Origin of the sequence: Levilactobacillus zymae (assembly GCF_032190635.1) — a bacterium.
Lineage (GTDB): Bacteria > Bacillota > Bacilli > Lactobacillales > Lactobacillaceae > Levilactobacillus > Levilactobacillus zymae_A.
The window spans coordinates 343446-358669 of the sequence record NZ_JAVLAS010000001.1; the positions used below are offsets into that span (position 1 = coordinate 343446).

Consider the following 15224-nt stretch of genomic DNA (forward strand, 5'->3'; position numbering starts at 1 on the left):
GGACGGCGCGGCACCGGTGCAGAACGGAATACGGACTACTTGTTTTAGGGTGATTTTTAAGCGTAAAACGACAAAGAAGCATTGGCGATTGGGCCAATGCTTCTTTTAATAGGTATATTGATCGTTTAGCGTTTGTAAAAAATTCCGTTACCGTCGGTGCGTCCTTGGACCTGCTTAAAGGCAATCTTGTGATGATTGTAAACTTTGAACTTAAAGGTGATTTTAAAGCCCTTTTGCGGGGCGTTATTGTATTCGCGACCGGTAATCGTGTAGGTTGTTTTACCGGTCTTTTTGTAGTGCAGTTTAGCCGAGAAATTGGGATCTTTAGGGGGCAATCCCGGGGTGTTGACCAGGGACTTAGCCTTGATGTTCAGGCTGGCGTATCCCGTATACTTATACTGCTTGATGGTCTGTTTCTTACCACGCCAATGGCCACGCAGGACCTTGGGGGTACCTGAATGCCAGGTTGCGGCGTGGGCGGTTGCGGTGGTCGTCAAAGAAGCGGCCAGTGGAAAGCTTAAGGCAAGGGTTGCTACAAAAATGGTTCTTTTTAGATTGATCACAAAATCCACTCCTTCTGTGGTTTAGTATTGGGCTATTTGGAAAATTAATCAAGACCATTCACCAGTTAGCTGACCCTAAACCAAAGACCGGAGGAAAATCAGCGCACAAAAAAACCGCAATGTGGCAACATTGCGGCTAGATACGTTGGGAACTCCTCGGTGAATCCTTGGAATGAAGAAGTTCCGCATCTAAGAGTATACCATACCTGCAACCGATTCTAACCAAGAATCCTAACTTTTTAACGGGACGGGGGTTAGTCCTGGTCGTAGTGGTTCCACAGCCAGAGGTATTGCCCGTTGGTGAAGAGCAGATACAGCCAGACCAATCCCAGCAGGACCTGTCCAAATCGTTGTGTGGCCAGGCCGAAGTTCATTAGCAGGAAGATGACCACTAACAGCCCGTAGAGAAAGTAGGTGTTGCCCATCATAATGGCCGAATGAACCTTGAGGGCGATTGCCCGTTCCCGTTCGTCGCTGACCCAGTACAGCCCCTTATAGGATTTAACGTCCAGGCGCCGTTGCAGCACCCAAAGCATGATGAAGATCCCGATTACTAACACTAAATCTAACCCCAAGATTAGGGAGTGGCTCTGAAACAGGCCGCCGAAAGTAGTGATCATTAGTGCGGCAATCACGATCAGAAAAAAGGTATTACTCCAGAATGTCACGCGCACGATGCGTTTTGCTCGACTCATTGATGATCCTCCCCTTGATTGAACAGCTCATCCACCGTGGTCTCCAGCACCGCCGCTAACTTGAAGGCTAACGATAACGATGGATCATACTTGTCGTTTTCGATTGCGTTGATGGTTTGGCGCGTCACGGCCGTTAACGCCGCGAGGTCCGCCTGCGATAGCTTACGTTGCTTGCGCCGACTCGCAATGGTATTTTGCATCCTACTCACGTCCTTATGTCAAACATCTTTTACAATTTAAGTAAAACATATTTGACATTTTGGTGCAAGAAAATCCGCTTACAAAATTAATGATGATGATGCCTTGTGTTGAGCGGAGCGTTAAGTTATATTTGAAGATAGGGTTTACATAAAACGTTTTACTAAGAAGGAGACGCAGACATGCTCAAAGTTATTGTGGGGGCCGATCGCTTGGGGGCTGAGTTAAAGGACCAGGTGCGCCGCCACCTCTTAGCGCAAGGCATCATCGTCCAGGACGTCACGCCGGATAATGAATTCGATTATTTTCGGGCCGGTTACGAGGTCGGCCGGGGCGTGGTGAGTGGTGAATTTAAACGGGGCTTCATCTTCGGGAGTACCGGGATGGGGGAGAGCATCGTGGCGAACAAGTACGCGGGCGTTTACTGTGCGTTGTGCGAAAGTACAAAGTCGGCCCGGCTAGCTCGGGAACTCAATAACGCCAACGTCCTCGCGCTAGGTAGTCGCCTGGTGACCCCCGACCTAGCGAACGAAATGGTCGATCTGTTCATGACCACGCCGTTCAACCAGGGCGCGGCGGAAGATCCCAGCCTGGATGTGAATTTTAAGCACGCCCAGGCCACGGAACGGCAAATCGTGGCCGAACAACAAAAAAATTCGACTAATTGAAAAGCTGAAACGCTAGGCCTAGTTGGGCTTAACGTTTCAGCTTTTTATTGGAACCTGTTTTAAAATTCGATGGTTGAACAAAACAACGACCTATTGCCGTTTAATTAAGCAGAATGCATTCCAAGTTGCTGTTATCACGAGTGTGAGCTGGAGGGACAGTCAGAAATGGGCTCAGGGGTGTCGTTTGCCTTGGTCAGTGTTTTTTACTGGCCTAGACAAAGGTCGGCCTTCAAGACCTGGGCTACGGGCTTGAAGCCGTGCCCACCCCGTTCCAGCCCGTTTTTGACTGTCCTGGAAGCGTGGAGATCAATATTATTTAGTCGTTCCCAGTTCCAACAACCGGTGGCGCAAGGCATCGTCGTAGGCCGTCAGGTACAGGCCGTACTTACCGCGCTTCATTAAGACGTTTAAGACGTTAGCGATAAACGTTTTGTATTCGTCACGCGAGAAGTGGATGTCCTTGCGTTTCTTGAAGATTTCCTTGTGAGAGTATTTTTCGGGAATCACGGTCATAGTGTCGGTCTGCGGGTCGTAGCCAAACGACGGGCCGATGATCATCCCCACGTAGTTCAGGTCAAAGCCCTGTAGCGTGTAGATGGTCCCCACTTGAGTGATGGACCCTTCCCGCTTGGCCCAGTGGGTCCGTTGCGGGTCCCATTCGTCCCACGGCAGGTTGAAACTATCCATCTCGACGTTGTGGCGCCCGTCGATCCGGGGGAAACCGGACGTGGCGACCATCCGGCTCATACCGACTTCCTTGTTGCGTTTTTTGATGGCGTCAAACATCCCACCGGCGGTATCGAAGAGTTTAAATTCAAAGTCGCTGTCGTCCGGGAAGGGCCGCAGCGGCTTTTCGGCGGTCAGGTCGTCCATCCAGGCCACCTGGTCGTCGTTGGCCACCATCCGGTACTGGAAGTTCATGCTAAAGAGGCGGTGCGGGTGGTCGCCGATGGTCTTGTAGAGGAGATCCTGATCCCAGTACATCTTGGACTGGAAGACCTGTTCGAAGTCGTAGACCACCACGACCACCTTGGCCAGGGCCATTAAATCGGTAAGTTGGTTTTGGCCGCGGTAGTGCGCGTAGGGTTCGGACTTGGAGTACAGCAGATGGGCTTCGTCGACAAAAATGATGTCGTATTTCTGGTGATTCTTCTGGGCGAAGTTGATCAACGACGTGGGCCGGCGGATATCCTTGGCGTGCATGTTAGGAATCGAGGCGGCCAGGTCCCGGTAGGCCTTGTATAGTTCGGGGTGGTTGACCACCAGCGAGGTGCGATAGTGCGGGTCGGTCATGTATTGACGGACCAGTTCCATCAAGACCACGGATTTTCCGGTTCCCGCGGCGCCTTCGATGATGGCGACGGACGATTGCTTGCCGGTTAGCCCCTGTTTAATGTAGGCGTTGAGGTCGGTGATGACGTGTTTTTGATCGTCGGAGAGGTCCTTGACGAAGAATTGTTCCTGTAAGATCTTATTCAAAATAGTTACTCCTAATCTAGGGTCCGTCTGAAAACTACTTAAGTAAGATGCAAATTGAGGCAATGTAAACCGTAGCCAGATAAACATGAGCGAGCTTATCATAACGCGTTGCAATCCTACGAAAGTTCTTCAACTGATTGAAGAAGTTCTCAATCAAATGGCGCTCACAATAAACGTGGTAATCACAGGTCCACTTGTCTTTGGTATTTTCCTTTGGCGGAATGGTATAGACGGCTGCTTTATCTTTAATATACTGGCGAAGTTTCGCGGTGCCATAGGCTTTATCCGCGATAATATTTGATTGAGAAATATCGAAGCCTTCCAGCAACTCACTGGCAACTTGGCTATCATGTACTTGACCACCTGTTAGGCGAAAACCCAAGGGATTCCCTAATCCGTCAACGAGTGCGTGAATCTTGGTCGTTCGGCCACCTCGACTTAGTCCAATAGCTTGATTTTCGACCATACATTCGGCGTTTTTTTTGCCCCAGTGGCCTTTTGATGCGCTCGAACGATCGTTGAATCTAAGCTCAAGTTTTCCATGTCGGGATTGTCAATCAATTCGAGAAAAACCTGTTCGAACAAGCCTGAACTTACCCAGGCTCGGAAGCGACTATACACCGTTTTCCAAGAGCCATAGCGTTCAGGTAGATCACGCCAAGGAGCCCCGCTGCGCATGAGCCAGAGGATAGCGTTGAGGGCGGTACGGTTGTCTAGGCTTGATGGACGGCCAGTCCGGTATGGCGGGAAGTATCCTTTGATTCGGTCCCACTGAGCATCTTCCAGTTCGTATCGTTTAGGTGTTGTCATCGGAATGCCTCGATTCGTTTTTCCTCAGATTATACCTGAATTTTTAGTTTTCAGACAGTCCCTAGTCGATTTCTCTTAATTGACGGCCGCCTAGCGAGTGGTCGGCCGCCAGCACTTGCCTATTATAGCAGTTTGGTCGGGCCTTGACCGCTGCCAATGGTTAAATGACGAAAGCGCGGCGTTCCTCCCCTGGGAACGCCGCGCTTTTGTTTCACATGAAACATCACCGTGGTCTGGCTAACTATGCGTATTTGCTATATATCATCATTCAATATAGGACTTTTACATATGCCGTTGGCGCCCCTATACTAGGACTCATCGTTAAACAAAGGGGGGCTGACAACGTGCCAGCACAGAACATGAGTGTGGCGGAGATTGCCGCTCAGCAAGCGGCCATCGATCGCAACCAGTTATTAGTACAGAAATTAAATACGGGCCAGCACCAACCGGCTGAGATTCGCGCGGTGGTGGGGGAGCTGACGGGGCAACCGCTAGACCCTTCCGTCGAGATTCGCTTACCATTCTACACGGATTACGGGCGGAACTTGACCATTGGCAAACGCGTCATGATTAATGACCAGGTGCAGTTTACCGATTTAGGCGGCATCACCTTGGCCGACGACGTGTTGATTGGTCTGGGTGCCGCGTTGATCACGGTCAACCATCAGTTGAATCCGGCCCACCGTCGGGCTTTGACGGTGGCTCCGATTACGGTTGAACGCAATGCCTGGATTGGCGCCAAGGCGATTATCTTGCCGGGCGTCACGGTGGGGTCAGACGCGGTGGTCGCGGCCGGTGCGGTCGTGACCCAGGACGTGCCGGCCAATGCCGTAGTGGCGGGTGTGCCCGCTAAAGTCATCAAGATTATTTAACTTAAAGGAGGGGTTTTACATGAGTATCGAAAATAAAGTAGTTGTGATTACCGGATCTTCCAGTGGGATTGGGGCGGCGACGGCCAAGCTGTTAGCAGCCAAGGGCGCCAAGGTCGTCTTAGGGGCCCGGCGCGAAGACCGGTTAGCCGCCTTGGCCCAGACCATCGGGGAGAACGCACGGTACCACGTAACAGACGTGACCGATCGGCAATCCGTGCACGACCTGATTCAGCTGGCCGTGAGTGAATTTGGTCGGGTCGACGTTTTGTACAATAACGCCGGCACCATGCCCCAAGGCAACCTCAGTGACCGCGAATACGACAAATGGCAGCTGATGTTAGACGTCAACGTGATGGGCGTGCTGAACGGTATCGGTGAAGTGCTGCCAGTGATGCAGGCCCAACACGACGGTCAGATCATTAGTACTGATTCCGTGGCCGGTCACGTGGTCTATCCCGCCTCGGCCGTTTACAACGGCACCAAGTACGCGGTGCGGGCGATCATGGAAGGCTTACGCCAGGAAGAAAAGGGCCACGGGATTCGTTCGACCATCGTGTCTCCCGGGGCCGTGCGGACGGAACTGGTCAAAACGATTGGGAATGCCGCCATCGAAGCGGGCATTAGCCAATTGATGAACAGTGAAGAAGCCAGCGGCCTGGCGCTAGATCCCGAAGACATTGCCAACGCCGTGTTGTTCGCCATCGACCAACCCAAGCATGTGGCCATCAGTGAGGTCTTGGTCCGGCCGGCGGAACAGGAAGTTTAACCCAGCGCCGGTGCGTACACGTTGCGCATTAACTGGTGAGCGGTTGCTGGTTATCGGCCACTAGCTGTTTCAAAAAGGCCGCGGCGGCCGGGGAAAAATGCTGGTCCGTGTGCCAGACCAGACTGGTGCCGGTGGTCAAGCGCGGCGTTAACGGGATGAACACCAGGTCGGATTGGTTGGTGTTGATGATGCCGTCGATGCATAGCGCGTACCCCACGCCCGCCGAAACCAGTAAGGACGCGTTATAGAGTAGATTATAGGTGGCGACCACGTTGAACTTGGGCGTGCTCTCGCCGTACCAGTCTCGGAGCTGTTCTCTAATCCCCCGTTGCTGAGAGAGAATGAGGTTTTGGTTTTCCAGGTCGGTCAGCGTCAAGTGGTCGCGGGTCGCCAATGCCGAGGAACGGGGAACCAAGAGCCCCCAACGGCTTTCGCCCGGTAACTTCAGGAAATCAAACTCGCTTTTATCGGTGGGGTCCATGACCACCCCGAAGTCAAAGGTCCCCGTCTTTAAATGGGCGCGAATCTCGTCGGCGTTGGTGCTGACCAGGGAGACCTGGATCTGGGGATGTTGCCGCTGAAGGGTCCGGATGGTCTGCGCCACGTTCAGAAAGCTCCGCGATTCGGCACAGCCGATTACGACGGTGCCACGCACGGTTTGGGTGGTGTGGATATTGCTGAGGGTCTTGTCGGTCAGGGCCAGAATTTGGGTGACCTGGTGGGCGAAGTACTCGCCGCTAGCGGTGAGTTGGAGGTGCCGGCCGTGCCGGTCGAACAAGGTCACCCCCAGTTCGGTTTCCAGATCCTTGAGTTGCCGGGAAATGGTCGGCTGCGAAACGTGGAGCCGTTCGGCGGCCCGACTGATGTTCAGGTCGGCCACGACCGCTTGAAAATAGCGCAGAACGCGTAGTTCCATAAAATCACTCCTTAACACAAAAATGGTTAATTATATCTTTAATATACGGTGGCCCGCACGCCACCGTCAACTGACGACCGCTTAACACTAGAAAGGATTCGATCATTTGACAGCAAACACAACACCAACCTGGCCCACTGCGGAGCTAACCCGGTTCGCTACCGCGGACAACTTTCGGGTCTCGCCGTTCTATAGCGATGGCCACACTTACGGGACCCCGACTTGGATCTGGTCCGTGGTAGTCGACGGCCAATTATTTATCCGCGCGTGGAACGGGCTAGGGTCGCGTTGGCACCGTTCGGCGGTCCAACAAGGCGCCGGGCGCATTTTATTGGCGGGGAAGAACTACAACGTGACGTTCGCACCGCTTGAAGACGCGGCGGTGAACCAACAAGTAGACGCCGCGTACCGCCAGAAGTATGGCGATAGTTCTTACCTGACGGGGATGCTCCAAGCGGGGCCCCGGGCGTCAACGTTGCGGGTGAGCCCGCGCAGCTAAAACTGTAACGCAAAATTAATCAGGAACTTAAACCGGAGAACCACGCGATTTCGCGGTGGTCGCCGGTTTTTGGTCGCGCAGAACGGTGAATCGGTGACTAAATTCTTATGTTATCCTTACAGGGAGGAAATGATTCTAGGAGGAGATTATATGATGAAACATTGGGGACAACTCACGGCCGTTTTGGCGGTCATCGGTGGTGGCGTGTTACTCGCGACCACCCCGGCGCAAGCCAAGGCCGGTTACACGATCACCAAGGTCCAGTCCATCAGACGGACGGCCTACCACGTCAAGAACGACAAGAAGACGTTGTTTACCTGGGATAAGACCCACACCAAACGCCTGCGGATTTTAAACCAGATGGACGACGCTAACCAGACTATGAGCTGGATGGCCGACCAGAAGGTGACCATGACGCACAACGGCAAGTCGGCGACCTACCTACATATCGGGGATGAATACAACAGCGATGACGGCTACGTGTACGCCAAGTCGATGGTTAAGGGCTATTCTAAGGGTTACCAGACGGACGCGGCGTACTTCGGGTACTACCGGTTGGACGCGGCCACTAAGGTTGGCGTATCGCCCAGCGGCTCGGTGACCTTACCCAAGGGTACGGTGGTGCAGATCGCCTATAGCGCGTATGACGGCCACGAGAGCTTGACCATTAACGGCGATGCGCTGAGCTACCAACTCCGCCAAAAATTAGGCCTGACGGGGACCAAACGCCTGAAAGCCGTTGATTTGAACGCCGTTAAGGTGACCCCGGTTGCCCAACCGGCCTACAACACGGTCAAGCACAACGACTTTGCGGACACCCACGCCTCGAACCTGTTCGCGGGGACGCCGAACGCCGGCACTCAAAAGCAGCTGTTCCGGACCACCAGTGATGGGTACGTCGAATACTACGACAACGGTGCGACCCAAACCCAAAGTGAGGCGGTTCCTCAGGGGAAGCCGGCTAGTCAAAAGATCTTGCAGTCCAGTACCAGCCACGGTGTCACCACGGTGGCATACCGGACGCACATCAAGGGCTTGAAGGACACGCCGACTACGGTGGACGGCCAGGCGGGCTACCAGTTGACGATTGCCCCACAGGCTAAGACCACTACGGTCAAGGATAAGATCTACGACACCTACCTGATCGGTGGCCAACCGTTTTTCACCTACGAAACGGATACGACCTTACCGGTGACGGCCAAGAAGGTTAGTGCCAAGACCCTGGCCAGTCTGGACAAGGCCACGAAGGCGCCAACCTACTACCGGACCACCAAGAAGGTTACGGTCAGCGCCCCGTTTGACGCGTACGTCTCCGGAACGTTAAATTCCAAGATTACCCTGCCCAAGGGCACCATCGTGGCGGGAATCCTGACCACGCAACGGACTAAGAAGCAGACCAGACAAGTTCTGCAATTGGACGCGTCACGGTTGAGCGCTAACCTGTTGAAACCGGGTTACCAACGCGGGCTGTGGGGCAGTCAAGAACCGACGGTCACTAAGAACACGGCGGCCTTTACCCGTGTCAAGCGCCCGGCGTACTTACCGCGTTACGGTAGTGCCGGCGACTTGTACCTAGGGAGCACCACCAAGGCGTTGATGGCCGGTGGGATTGATAAGTAGAGCGTTCAATTGACCACCAACGGTTACGTAGAAGTGCGGCAAAATGATGTCACGGGTCGCAATACGGAATACCGGTCCCAACCCAAGACGTCCGTGAAGATTCAGCGGACCACCATCAAGGGCCACACGCGGTACCTGTACCTGGCCAAGAAGCTGAGTGGCTTCAAGACCACCAAGGTTAAGTCTCACGGGAAGACCCAGTACCGCTTGGCGCTGGTCAACCCGCAAAAGACCTACGCGGTGGACTTTGACCCCGAAGGCGACGAAGGCGATGGGGATTCCTCGTTGAGTTACTACGGTTTCTTGAAGTTAGGCGGTAAGACGTTCTACACGAGCTACGCACTCGACGACTAATAGAATAGTGAAATTAAAAGGGAGCGTTCATCCAGCGATTAGGCGGATGAACGCTCCCTTTGGTGTCGCAATTAACGGGTAGGTTTGGCCAAGACTAGGCCGTACCAGTTCCCCTTGTAGGCGTTGCCGGCTTCGTCAACGCGGCCGCCCTTTAAATTGTTGATGATGTAGATACCGAGCTTGTAGCCCTTAAGCTGTTGCCGCTTAGCCGGGGTGTAGCCCTGCTTGGCCAAGAGACGCTCCACGGCGGCGAGCTTCTGGGCGTTAGATTGGTCCTTGTGCGCCATCAGGTAGGTTACGATGGGCTTGAAGGTCACGAACTGGGTGTAGCCCTGAGTTGAGATGGGTTCCGGTTCGTCCTCGATCCAGGTGTCGTTGGTTGCGAAGTTGTATGCCGCGATGCGTGACAAGCCGTAGTCCACGGGCGTGTTCGGGAACAGCTTAACGATCGAGCGGGCCAGCTTCTGGTACTTGCTGTCGCGGATGTACTGCTGATAGTCGGCGGTGGCTACGAAGTCGTCGGGGAACAGGAGGTTGTGACCCGCGTGGTTTGGCGTGCGGCCCTTAAGCAGTTGCTTGGTCTGCACGTAGCCGGAAACGGTCTTGCCCTTGATCGTCACGTCAACGTAGGAATACCAACTCTCGTGGCCGTTGTGGCGGACCAGGATGGAGTGGCGCTGGCCAAAGGTCTGGTTGGTGTAGTGCTTCAGGTTGGCGCGCTTCTTGGTGTGCGACCAGTCCCAGAGATAGACGTTTTTGGTCTGGGAGTTCAGGTGAAAGGCGTGCCCCGCGTAAGCCCCGTAGCGTTTCTGGAGGATCTGGTAGCCCGTGGGGTTGAACCCCTTTTTGAGTTGGGACTTATGGATCCAGCCACGCTTGGTGTCGGGGAAGTTGGTCACGCGCACCCAGTTCTTGCTGCCCTTGTAGGTCCCGGTGGCCAGCTGGTACCAGGTGTAGTTAGGGTGCTGCTTTAGGTTTGCTAGCTTCTTGGTGTGGGTATCGTTCCACACGTAGGCGTTTTGGGTCTTGTGCTTGGCGTGGTAGGCCACGGTGGCGTAGTGGTTGTAGAGGTAGCCGTCTTCGGTGTAGTGGACTTGGGTGAAGTTCCCAATCCGCTTGGGGACGGCGGCCTGAGCCGTGCCGGGCAGGCCAAGCAGGCCTGGATTGAGCTTGGCACCGAAACGCAGATTTAAGGCGGGGATTGAATTGAATCTGATACGTTATTTTATTATTAATAATTGATTTTAATGATTAATAATAAGCGATTTTGCTGGATTAAGAAAATTCCCCGCCGATTTGTAGACTCAATTCGGTCAAAAAGTTTTGGCCACTGCCGACTTGTCCGTATTTGAGCGGAAATGACCGCTCATACACCGGCCCTTGGGCGTTGGGATATGGGCTCGTTGCGGCCAGTAAGTCGCGGTAATGGGCGAGATAGTTGGTTGTATCCCAGCGAAAGGCCAAGCACAGAAAGGTTCCGCGATGGTGGCGCACCGTTAATTGTGGTGGTAGAGGTGTGGTGAAGAGGCGAGTTTTAAACGTGCTGGTGTAGTGAATCTCACTGAGATTTTGGTAGGCTCGGCGGGGGAAGGCAAAGCTGTATTCTAAATTGGGAAGTTCTCCCGCCGTGATGAGTTGGTGATTCAAGGTGGCGACACTGGCATCCGGCGTATCGTGTGGGGTGACTGGTGTCGTAAGTGGGGTGGTGATTACCAATTCGTTAACGGTCTGCTGGTACGGACCGTGGTCGAGGTGTTGTTTCAGGGCTTGCAGTCGCTGCAGTTGGCGTTGCTGGGAGTGAACGATCTGTAATCCGCGTTGGGCCGCACGGACGGCTTCTTGCGCGTGGGCTTCCTGTTGCTCCCAGAAAGCGGGCAGGGTGGTCTCGGGAGTGGCAAAGGCCGTTTGAATCTGGTTGAGGGTCAGCCCGGATTGCTGCAGATACTTGATGATGGTGAATTGAAAAATCTGACTACTTTGGTAATAGCGGTAGCCCGTTTGTGGGTCCTTATGGGCCGCGGGTAGCAGGCCGGTTTGATCATAGAGGCGCAACGTTTGAGGTTCTAAAATATCTGTTGTTGGTAATCAAATGAATTTGATTACTGGCAACGGATATTTTTGTATAAGGTAGATTGTAAAATTTAAGTTGAACATATTAGTGGACAGAAAAACCCATAAGGGTCTTTAATGGTGTCACCACAACATTCCACTAGAAAGAAGGACCTTTATGGGCACCACTATTTTATCATTTGAAGACCGCGTTGTCATCGAAACACTTCATCATGAAAAGCACTCACTTCAATATATTGCCGATTATTTAGGCTTTAGTAAAACCACTATCTTTAATGAGGTTCATCGCTTAGCTGGTGAGTATCACGCAGTTAAGGCTCAAACTGACCATGAAGTTAAACTTAGTCATCGTGGTCGTAAAACCATCTTAACGACTAACCTAAAGCGATTGATTGAAGAAAAAATCAAGATCCAAAAATGGTCAATTGAACAAGTGGCTCATGTAGTTAGAATTGCCTACAAAACCATCTATAACTGGATTGATCAGGGACTACTGGATATTAATGTGACTGATTTACCTGACCATGGTATTCGTCGCAAACGATCTAAAGAAACCCGTGGTAGTTTTAGTCATGGACGTTCCATCGAAGATCGTCCAGCTGAAATTTCTGATCGTAATACTTCAGGTCACTTCGAAGCTGATACAGTTTTATCTGGAAAACGTAAAGGTCAAGCAGTAGCTACGTTTGTCGAGCGTAAGAGTCGGCTTACCATCGTTAAACGGCTTAATGGACGAGATAGTACTTCAATGACCAAGGCTATTTTAGAATTGGCTAACCAGTTAGGAGATAATCTCAAGACCCTTACTGTTGACCATGGGAAAGAATTCGCCAACTACAATTTGATTGAAGAACAGGCCGGTGTTCCACTGTACTTTGCGCACGCTTATTCGCCACATGAACGAGGCAGTAATGAAAATCGCAACCGAGTACTACGCCGCTTCATTCCCAAAGGTCAACCGATTGATGAGATTACCGATGATGAATTGATTCAAATTAACTGGTATTTGAATTCCCGACCACTCAAATGTTTAAATTGGCGAACACCTATTGAGATCTTTTTGCGTAATCTGCGTTACTAAATTTGTTCAAGTTATTTCTTGCAATCTGCCATAATCAAAGAATGTAAAAAAATGTACAAAAAAGGGATATAGTCGCAGACCTATATCCATCCACTACCACATTTCAAGAAAGAGAAAGTGACTATATCCTATGACTAATGATACTAAAATTATCCTGGGGATAAAAGACCCCAACATCAAAAAGTTAAAAGTGATGAACCCCTTGGAAATGATGGGCCCACTTAAAGTGCAGGCAATTTTGGACTATCGTCCAAAAGCATGCCCCAAATGTGGTGTCTTAAACCAAAAAAGTATTATCAAATATGGCTGGCGCTGGGCCAATGTTAAATTGCCTCGAACTGCCGAACGGGATGTCCAGCTTCATCTTAAAAAGCGGGACTTCAAGTGTAAGCACTGCCTACAATACTTTCTTGCGGAAACACCACTAGTTCAACGAAACCACACCATCTCTAACACAAGCAAACTTGCCTGTTTTCTAAAATTAAGTGAAACAGTTTCGATGCGTCATGTCGCTACCGAATTAAGCATCTCAAGTACAACGGTCCTGCGAATCATGAGAAGCTATCAGGGCAACGTCAAAACGCGTTTTGACTGGTTACCGGCTGTAATTAACATGGATGAGGTCAAGTCTACCAAAGACGCAAAGGGATCCATGAGCTTTGTATTTATGGATGGTATTCGGTGTGAATTCTTGGACATTCTGGAATCGCGGACACTCTATGATTTGGAGAATTACTTTAAACGTTATACGAAGAAAGCTAGAGAAAGCGTCAAAGTCATTGTGACAGATATGAACTACACTTATCCCAAACTAGCTGAATCTATTTTTCCAAATGCGATTGTGGTAACCGATCGGTTCCACATCGTTAACTCCGTGATGCGGGGATTCACTCGAGTAAGGATTCGTATCATGAAATCCTATGCGCCTTCAAACATGAAATATAAGGCTTTAAAGCGTTACTGGCGACTGTTCTTTAAGCCCAACGAGAAGTTGGACTTAAAGAAGTACTCTAATTACACTAACATTCCTGGAAGCCAAACTGAGAATAGCGTAGTCGAATATCTTCTTGATATCAACGAAGAATTACGCGAAGCATATAACCAGTTACAGACGGTCATGAGTGCCGTTAGGTACCGTGACATCGCTCGACTAGAAACAGTTCTAGACGGAAAAGACAATGGCTCAGAAGAAATGACGAAGGCGTTGAACGCACTGGTTGAGAACCGAGAATCGGTTGATAATGCATTGAGATATGAATTCTCAAATGGTCCAATGGAGGGTATTAATAACAAAATCAAGGTAATAAAGCGAGTTGCGTACGGCTTTGGCTGTTTCACAAGCTTTAGATTAAGGATTCATCTGGCATTTGGGCTCAAAAAAAATTGCCTAATCTCAAAGGATTAGACAATTTTATAAATGGAATTACCAACAACAGTTGACATAGAACCACGTTTGAACGGATGTCTGGCAGAGTTGTGCCATTTGGCCGATAGTAAACATGAAAATCCCCTCCTTGACTCTCTACTTACTATAGAGTCTAGACTAAATCGTGAAAAAGGAAAGGATGAGTCAAATGACCAAAACGATTCGGTTAATTGTTCCAGATTGGCAAGCAGGTGACCAGCCCACTTACCGCTTAGGCGCACAAGTTCTAGCGGCAATCGCTCCGCACACGGTTAAGCAAGAAGAAATTCGCGTTACCGTCCCTACGACACCCCGACAGTTACCAGTGGAAAATGGGGTAGCGGGTCAGTCAATCGTGCAGGCGACTGTATAACGCACTCAGCAAGCAATTCAGGTCGCCGCGCCGGATAAGATTATTACGTTTGGGGGGAATTGTCTGGTCTCCCAGGCGCCGTTCGACTACCTCAATCGGCGTTACCGGGGTAATCTAGGTGTGATTTGGTTGGATGCCCATCCTGATATTTCTGATCCGGCGATGTACGACCATGAACACGCCATGGTTTTGGGTAACCTGTTACATGCGGGGGACCCGACTTTAGCCAAGTTGGTGCAAACGCCACTCCGGCCTGAACAGGTCTATTTTGCGGGATTACAGGATCCCACGTTAGCTGAACGGACTGAATTACGGCGATTAAAGTTACGGTATCAATTACAGACGACTGCCGATTTAACGGTGGCGCCGTTACTGGCCTGGATTAAGCAAAACCAGTTTGATCACGTGGCTATTCACTTCGATATCGATGCCTTAGATCCAGACCCGGCTAACTTTTATGCGACCTACTTCAATAATCCCCACTTGGGTCCGTTGCCGGATAATGCGGCGAGAGGGGGCCTTCGGCGATCAGCGGTGTGGCGCACCATCGCGCAACTCAGCCAACAGATTGACCTGGTTGGACTGACCATCGCGGAATATTTACCCTGGGATGCCCAGGAGCTAAACGACTTAATGACCCAGACCCGGATTTTTCACGATTAATGTCAGTTGTCCGCTGGGAATAAACTATTGGTATCAGCCAAAACGAGCCATTCTCCAAAAGTTGATGGGGAGAATGGCTCGTTTTTTTAATTGTTTCATGTGAAACAACGGAGCGTGGTGTGAGAAAATCAGCCAAAAACGAGACGGAAGCAGGCTGAAACGGTAAAACCAAGATGATTTATTGTGTTGAAA

The 15224-nt window shown here is 51.2% G+C and carries 18 protein-coding genes; 10 read left to right on the forward strand and 8 right to left on the reverse strand.

Annotated features, from left to right (window positions below; genetic code table 11):
- Positions 1-125: 125 nt before the first annotated feature.
- The 3 genes from RI501_RS01480 to RI501_RS01490 all read right to left on the reverse strand — a co-directional run bounded on the left by RI501_RS01480 (position 126) and on the right by RI501_RS01490 (position 1458).
- Entirely contained in the window at positions 126-563 is a 438-nt protein-coding gene (locus tag RI501_RS01480; RefSeq protein WP_313820022.1) for a hypothetical protein, read from the reverse strand.
- Positions 564-817: 254 nt separating this feature from the next.
- The gene (locus tag RI501_RS01485; protein ID WP_313820023.1) at positions 818-1258 is read right to left on the reverse strand and encodes a hypothetical protein; all 441 of its coding nucleotides are present in this window, start codon (positions 1256-1258) and stop codon (positions 818-820) included.
- On the reverse strand, positions 1255-1458 hold the full coding sequence (locus tag RI501_RS01490) for a helix-turn-helix transcriptional regulator (RefSeq protein WP_057730414.1): 204 nt from the start codon (positions 1456-1458) through the stop codon (positions 1255-1257). Before RI501_RS01490 ends, RI501_RS01485 begins: the two co-directional genes overlap by 4 nt.
- 180 nt (positions 1459-1638) lie before the next feature.
- Here RI501_RS01490 and RI501_RS01495 point away from each other — a divergent pair, with 180 nt between their 5' ends.
- Positions 1639-2124, forward strand: coding sequence for an RpiB/LacA/LacB family sugar-phosphate isomerase (locus tag RI501_RS01495; RefSeq protein ID WP_313820024.1), 486 nt, complete (start codon positions 1639-1641; stop codon positions 2122-2124).
- Between the two features lie 312 nt (positions 2125-2436).
- Here the strand turns inward: RI501_RS01495 and RI501_RS01500 are convergent, their stop codons facing one another.
- Both RI501_RS01500 and RI501_RS01505 read right to left on the reverse strand, forming a co-directional pair.
- Positions 2437-3603, reverse strand: coding sequence for a DUF2075 domain-containing protein (locus RI501_RS01500; RefSeq protein ID WP_313820025.1), 1167 nt, complete (start codon positions 3601-3603; stop codon positions 2437-2439).
- A gap of 34 nt (positions 3604-3637) precedes the next feature.
- Positions 3638-4413, reverse strand: a protein-coding gene (locus tag RI501_RS01505) for an IS5-like element ISLpl3 family transposase (RefSeq protein WP_096109514.1) whose coding sequence is annotated in 2 segments (ribosomal slippage) — positions 3638-4089 and positions 4089-4413 — 777 coding nt in all. Because the reading frame shifts where the segments join, the coding sequence is not laid out codon by codon here.
- Between the two features lie 359 nt (positions 4414-4772).
- On the opposite strand from RI501_RS01505, the gene RI501_RS01510 reads away from it, so the two are divergent.
- Positions 4773-5285, forward strand: a complete 513-nt coding sequence (locus tag RI501_RS01510; protein ID WP_313823104.1) for a DapH/DapD/GlmU-related protein — start codon at positions 4773-4775, stop codon at positions 5283-5285.
- Between the two features lie 19 nt (positions 5286-5304).
- Positions 5305-6051 (forward strand): SDR family oxidoreductase, encoded by a 747-nt coding sequence (locus RI501_RS01515; RefSeq protein ID WP_313820026.1) that lies wholly within the window; start codon positions 5305-5307, stop codon positions 6049-6051.
- A gap of 28 nt (positions 6052-6079) precedes the next feature.
- On the opposite strand, the gene RI501_RS01520 is transcribed toward RI501_RS01515, so the two are convergent.
- A complete protein-coding gene (locus RI501_RS01520) occupies positions 6080-6967 on the reverse strand; it encodes a LysR family transcriptional regulator (protein ID WP_313820027.1) in 888 nt (295 codons plus the stop codon).
- Between the two features lie 106 nt (positions 6968-7073).
- Between RI501_RS01520 and RI501_RS01525 the strand changes: the two genes are divergently transcribed.
- The 3 genes from RI501_RS01525 (at position 7074) to RI501_RS01535 (ending at position 9440) form a co-directional block, all read left to right on the forward strand.
- Positions 7074-7466: a DUF2255 family protein gene (locus RI501_RS01525; protein ID WP_313820028.1), complete on the forward strand. Its 393-nt coding sequence runs from the start codon at positions 7074-7076 to the stop codon at positions 7464-7466.
- A 150-nt stretch (positions 7467-7616) separates the two neighbouring features.
- A complete protein-coding gene (locus tag RI501_RS01530; RefSeq protein WP_313820029.1) occupies positions 7617-9086 on the forward strand; it encodes a hypothetical protein in 1470 nt (489 codons plus the stop codon).
- A 9-nt stretch (positions 9087-9095) separates the two neighbouring features.
- A complete protein-coding gene (locus tag RI501_RS01535) occupies positions 9096-9440 on the forward strand; it encodes a hypothetical protein (RefSeq protein ID WP_313820030.1) in 345 nt (114 codons plus the stop codon).
- A gap of 71 nt (positions 9441-9511) precedes the next feature.
- On the opposite strand, the gene RI501_RS01540 is transcribed toward RI501_RS01535, so the two are convergent.
- Both RI501_RS01540 and RI501_RS01545 read right to left on the reverse strand, forming a co-directional pair.
- The gene (locus RI501_RS01540; RefSeq protein ID WP_313820031.1) at positions 9512-10489 is read right to left on the reverse strand and encodes a D-alanyl-D-alanine carboxypeptidase; all 978 of its coding nucleotides are present in this window, start codon (positions 10487-10489) and stop codon (positions 9512-9514) included.
- A gap of 226 nt (positions 10490-10715) precedes the next feature.
- Positions 10716-11492 (reverse strand): MerR family transcriptional regulator, encoded by a 777-nt coding sequence (locus tag RI501_RS01545; RefSeq protein ID WP_313820032.1) that lies wholly within the window; start codon positions 11490-11492, stop codon positions 10716-10718.
- 175 nt (positions 11493-11667) lie between these two features.
- On the opposite strand from RI501_RS01545, the gene RI501_RS01550 reads away from it, so the two are divergent.
- From RI501_RS01550 to RI501_RS01565, 4 genes are all read left to right on the forward strand, one after another.
- Entirely contained in the window at positions 11668-12591 is a 924-nt protein-coding gene (locus RI501_RS01550; protein ID WP_099267109.1) for an IS30 family transposase, read from the forward strand.
- A 130-nt stretch (positions 12592-12721) separates the two neighbouring features.
- Positions 12722-13996: an ISL3 family transposase gene (locus RI501_RS01555; RefSeq protein WP_313820033.1), complete on the forward strand. Its 1275-nt coding sequence runs from the start codon at positions 12722-12724 to the stop codon at positions 13994-13996.
- A gap of 169 nt (positions 13997-14165) precedes the next feature.
- On the forward strand, positions 14166-14369 hold the full coding sequence (locus RI501_RS01560) for an arginase family protein (protein ID WP_313820034.1): 204 nt from the start codon (positions 14166-14168) through the stop codon (positions 14367-14369).
- Positions 14370-14384: 15 nt separating this feature from the next.
- Positions 14385-15032 (forward strand): arginase family protein, encoded by a 648-nt coding sequence (locus RI501_RS01565; RefSeq protein WP_313823106.1) that lies wholly within the window; start codon positions 14385-14387, stop codon positions 15030-15032.
- Positions 15033-15224 lie beyond the last annotated feature (192 nt).

Excerpts from the sequence above, each read along its gene's own strand:
- RI501_RS01555 (WP_313820033.1), top strand. The coding sequence starts at position 12,722 with ATGACTAATGATACTAAAATTATCCTGGGGATAAAAGACCCCAACATC.
- RI501_RS01560 (WP_313820034.1), top strand. The coding sequence starts at position 14,166 with ATGACCAAAACGATTCGGTTAATTGTTCCAGATTGGCAAGCAGGTGAC.
- RI501_RS01520 (WP_313820027.1), bottom strand. The coding sequence starts at position 6,967 with ATGGAACTACGCGTTCTGCGCTATTTTCAAGCGGTCGTGGCCGACCTG.
- RI501_RS01510 (WP_313823104.1), top strand. The coding sequence starts at position 4,773 with ATGAGTGTGGCGGAGATTGCCGCTCAGCAAGCGGCCATCGATCGCAAC.
- RI501_RS01550 (WP_099267109.1), top strand. The coding sequence starts at position 11,668 with ATGGGCACCACTATTTTATCATTTGAAGACCGCGTTGTCATCGAAACA.
- RI501_RS01530 (WP_313820029.1), top strand. The coding sequence starts at position 7,617 with ATGATGAAACATTGGGGACAACTCACGGCCGTTTTGGCGGTCATCGGT.
- RI501_RS01490 (WP_057730414.1), bottom strand. The coding sequence starts at position 1,458 with ATGCAAAATACCATTGCGAGTCGGCGCAAGCAACGTAAGCTATCGCAG.
- RI501_RS01485 (WP_313820023.1), bottom strand. The coding sequence starts at position 1,258 with ATGAGTCGAGCAAAACGCATCGTGCGCGTGACATTCTGGAGTAATACC.
- RI501_RS01515 (WP_313820026.1), top strand. The coding sequence starts at position 5,305 with ATGAGTATCGAAAATAAAGTAGTTGTGATTACCGGATCTTCCAGTGGG.
- RI501_RS01495 (WP_313820024.1), top strand. The coding sequence starts at position 1,639 with ATGCTCAAAGTTATTGTGGGGGCCGATCGCTTGGGGGCTGAGTTAAAG.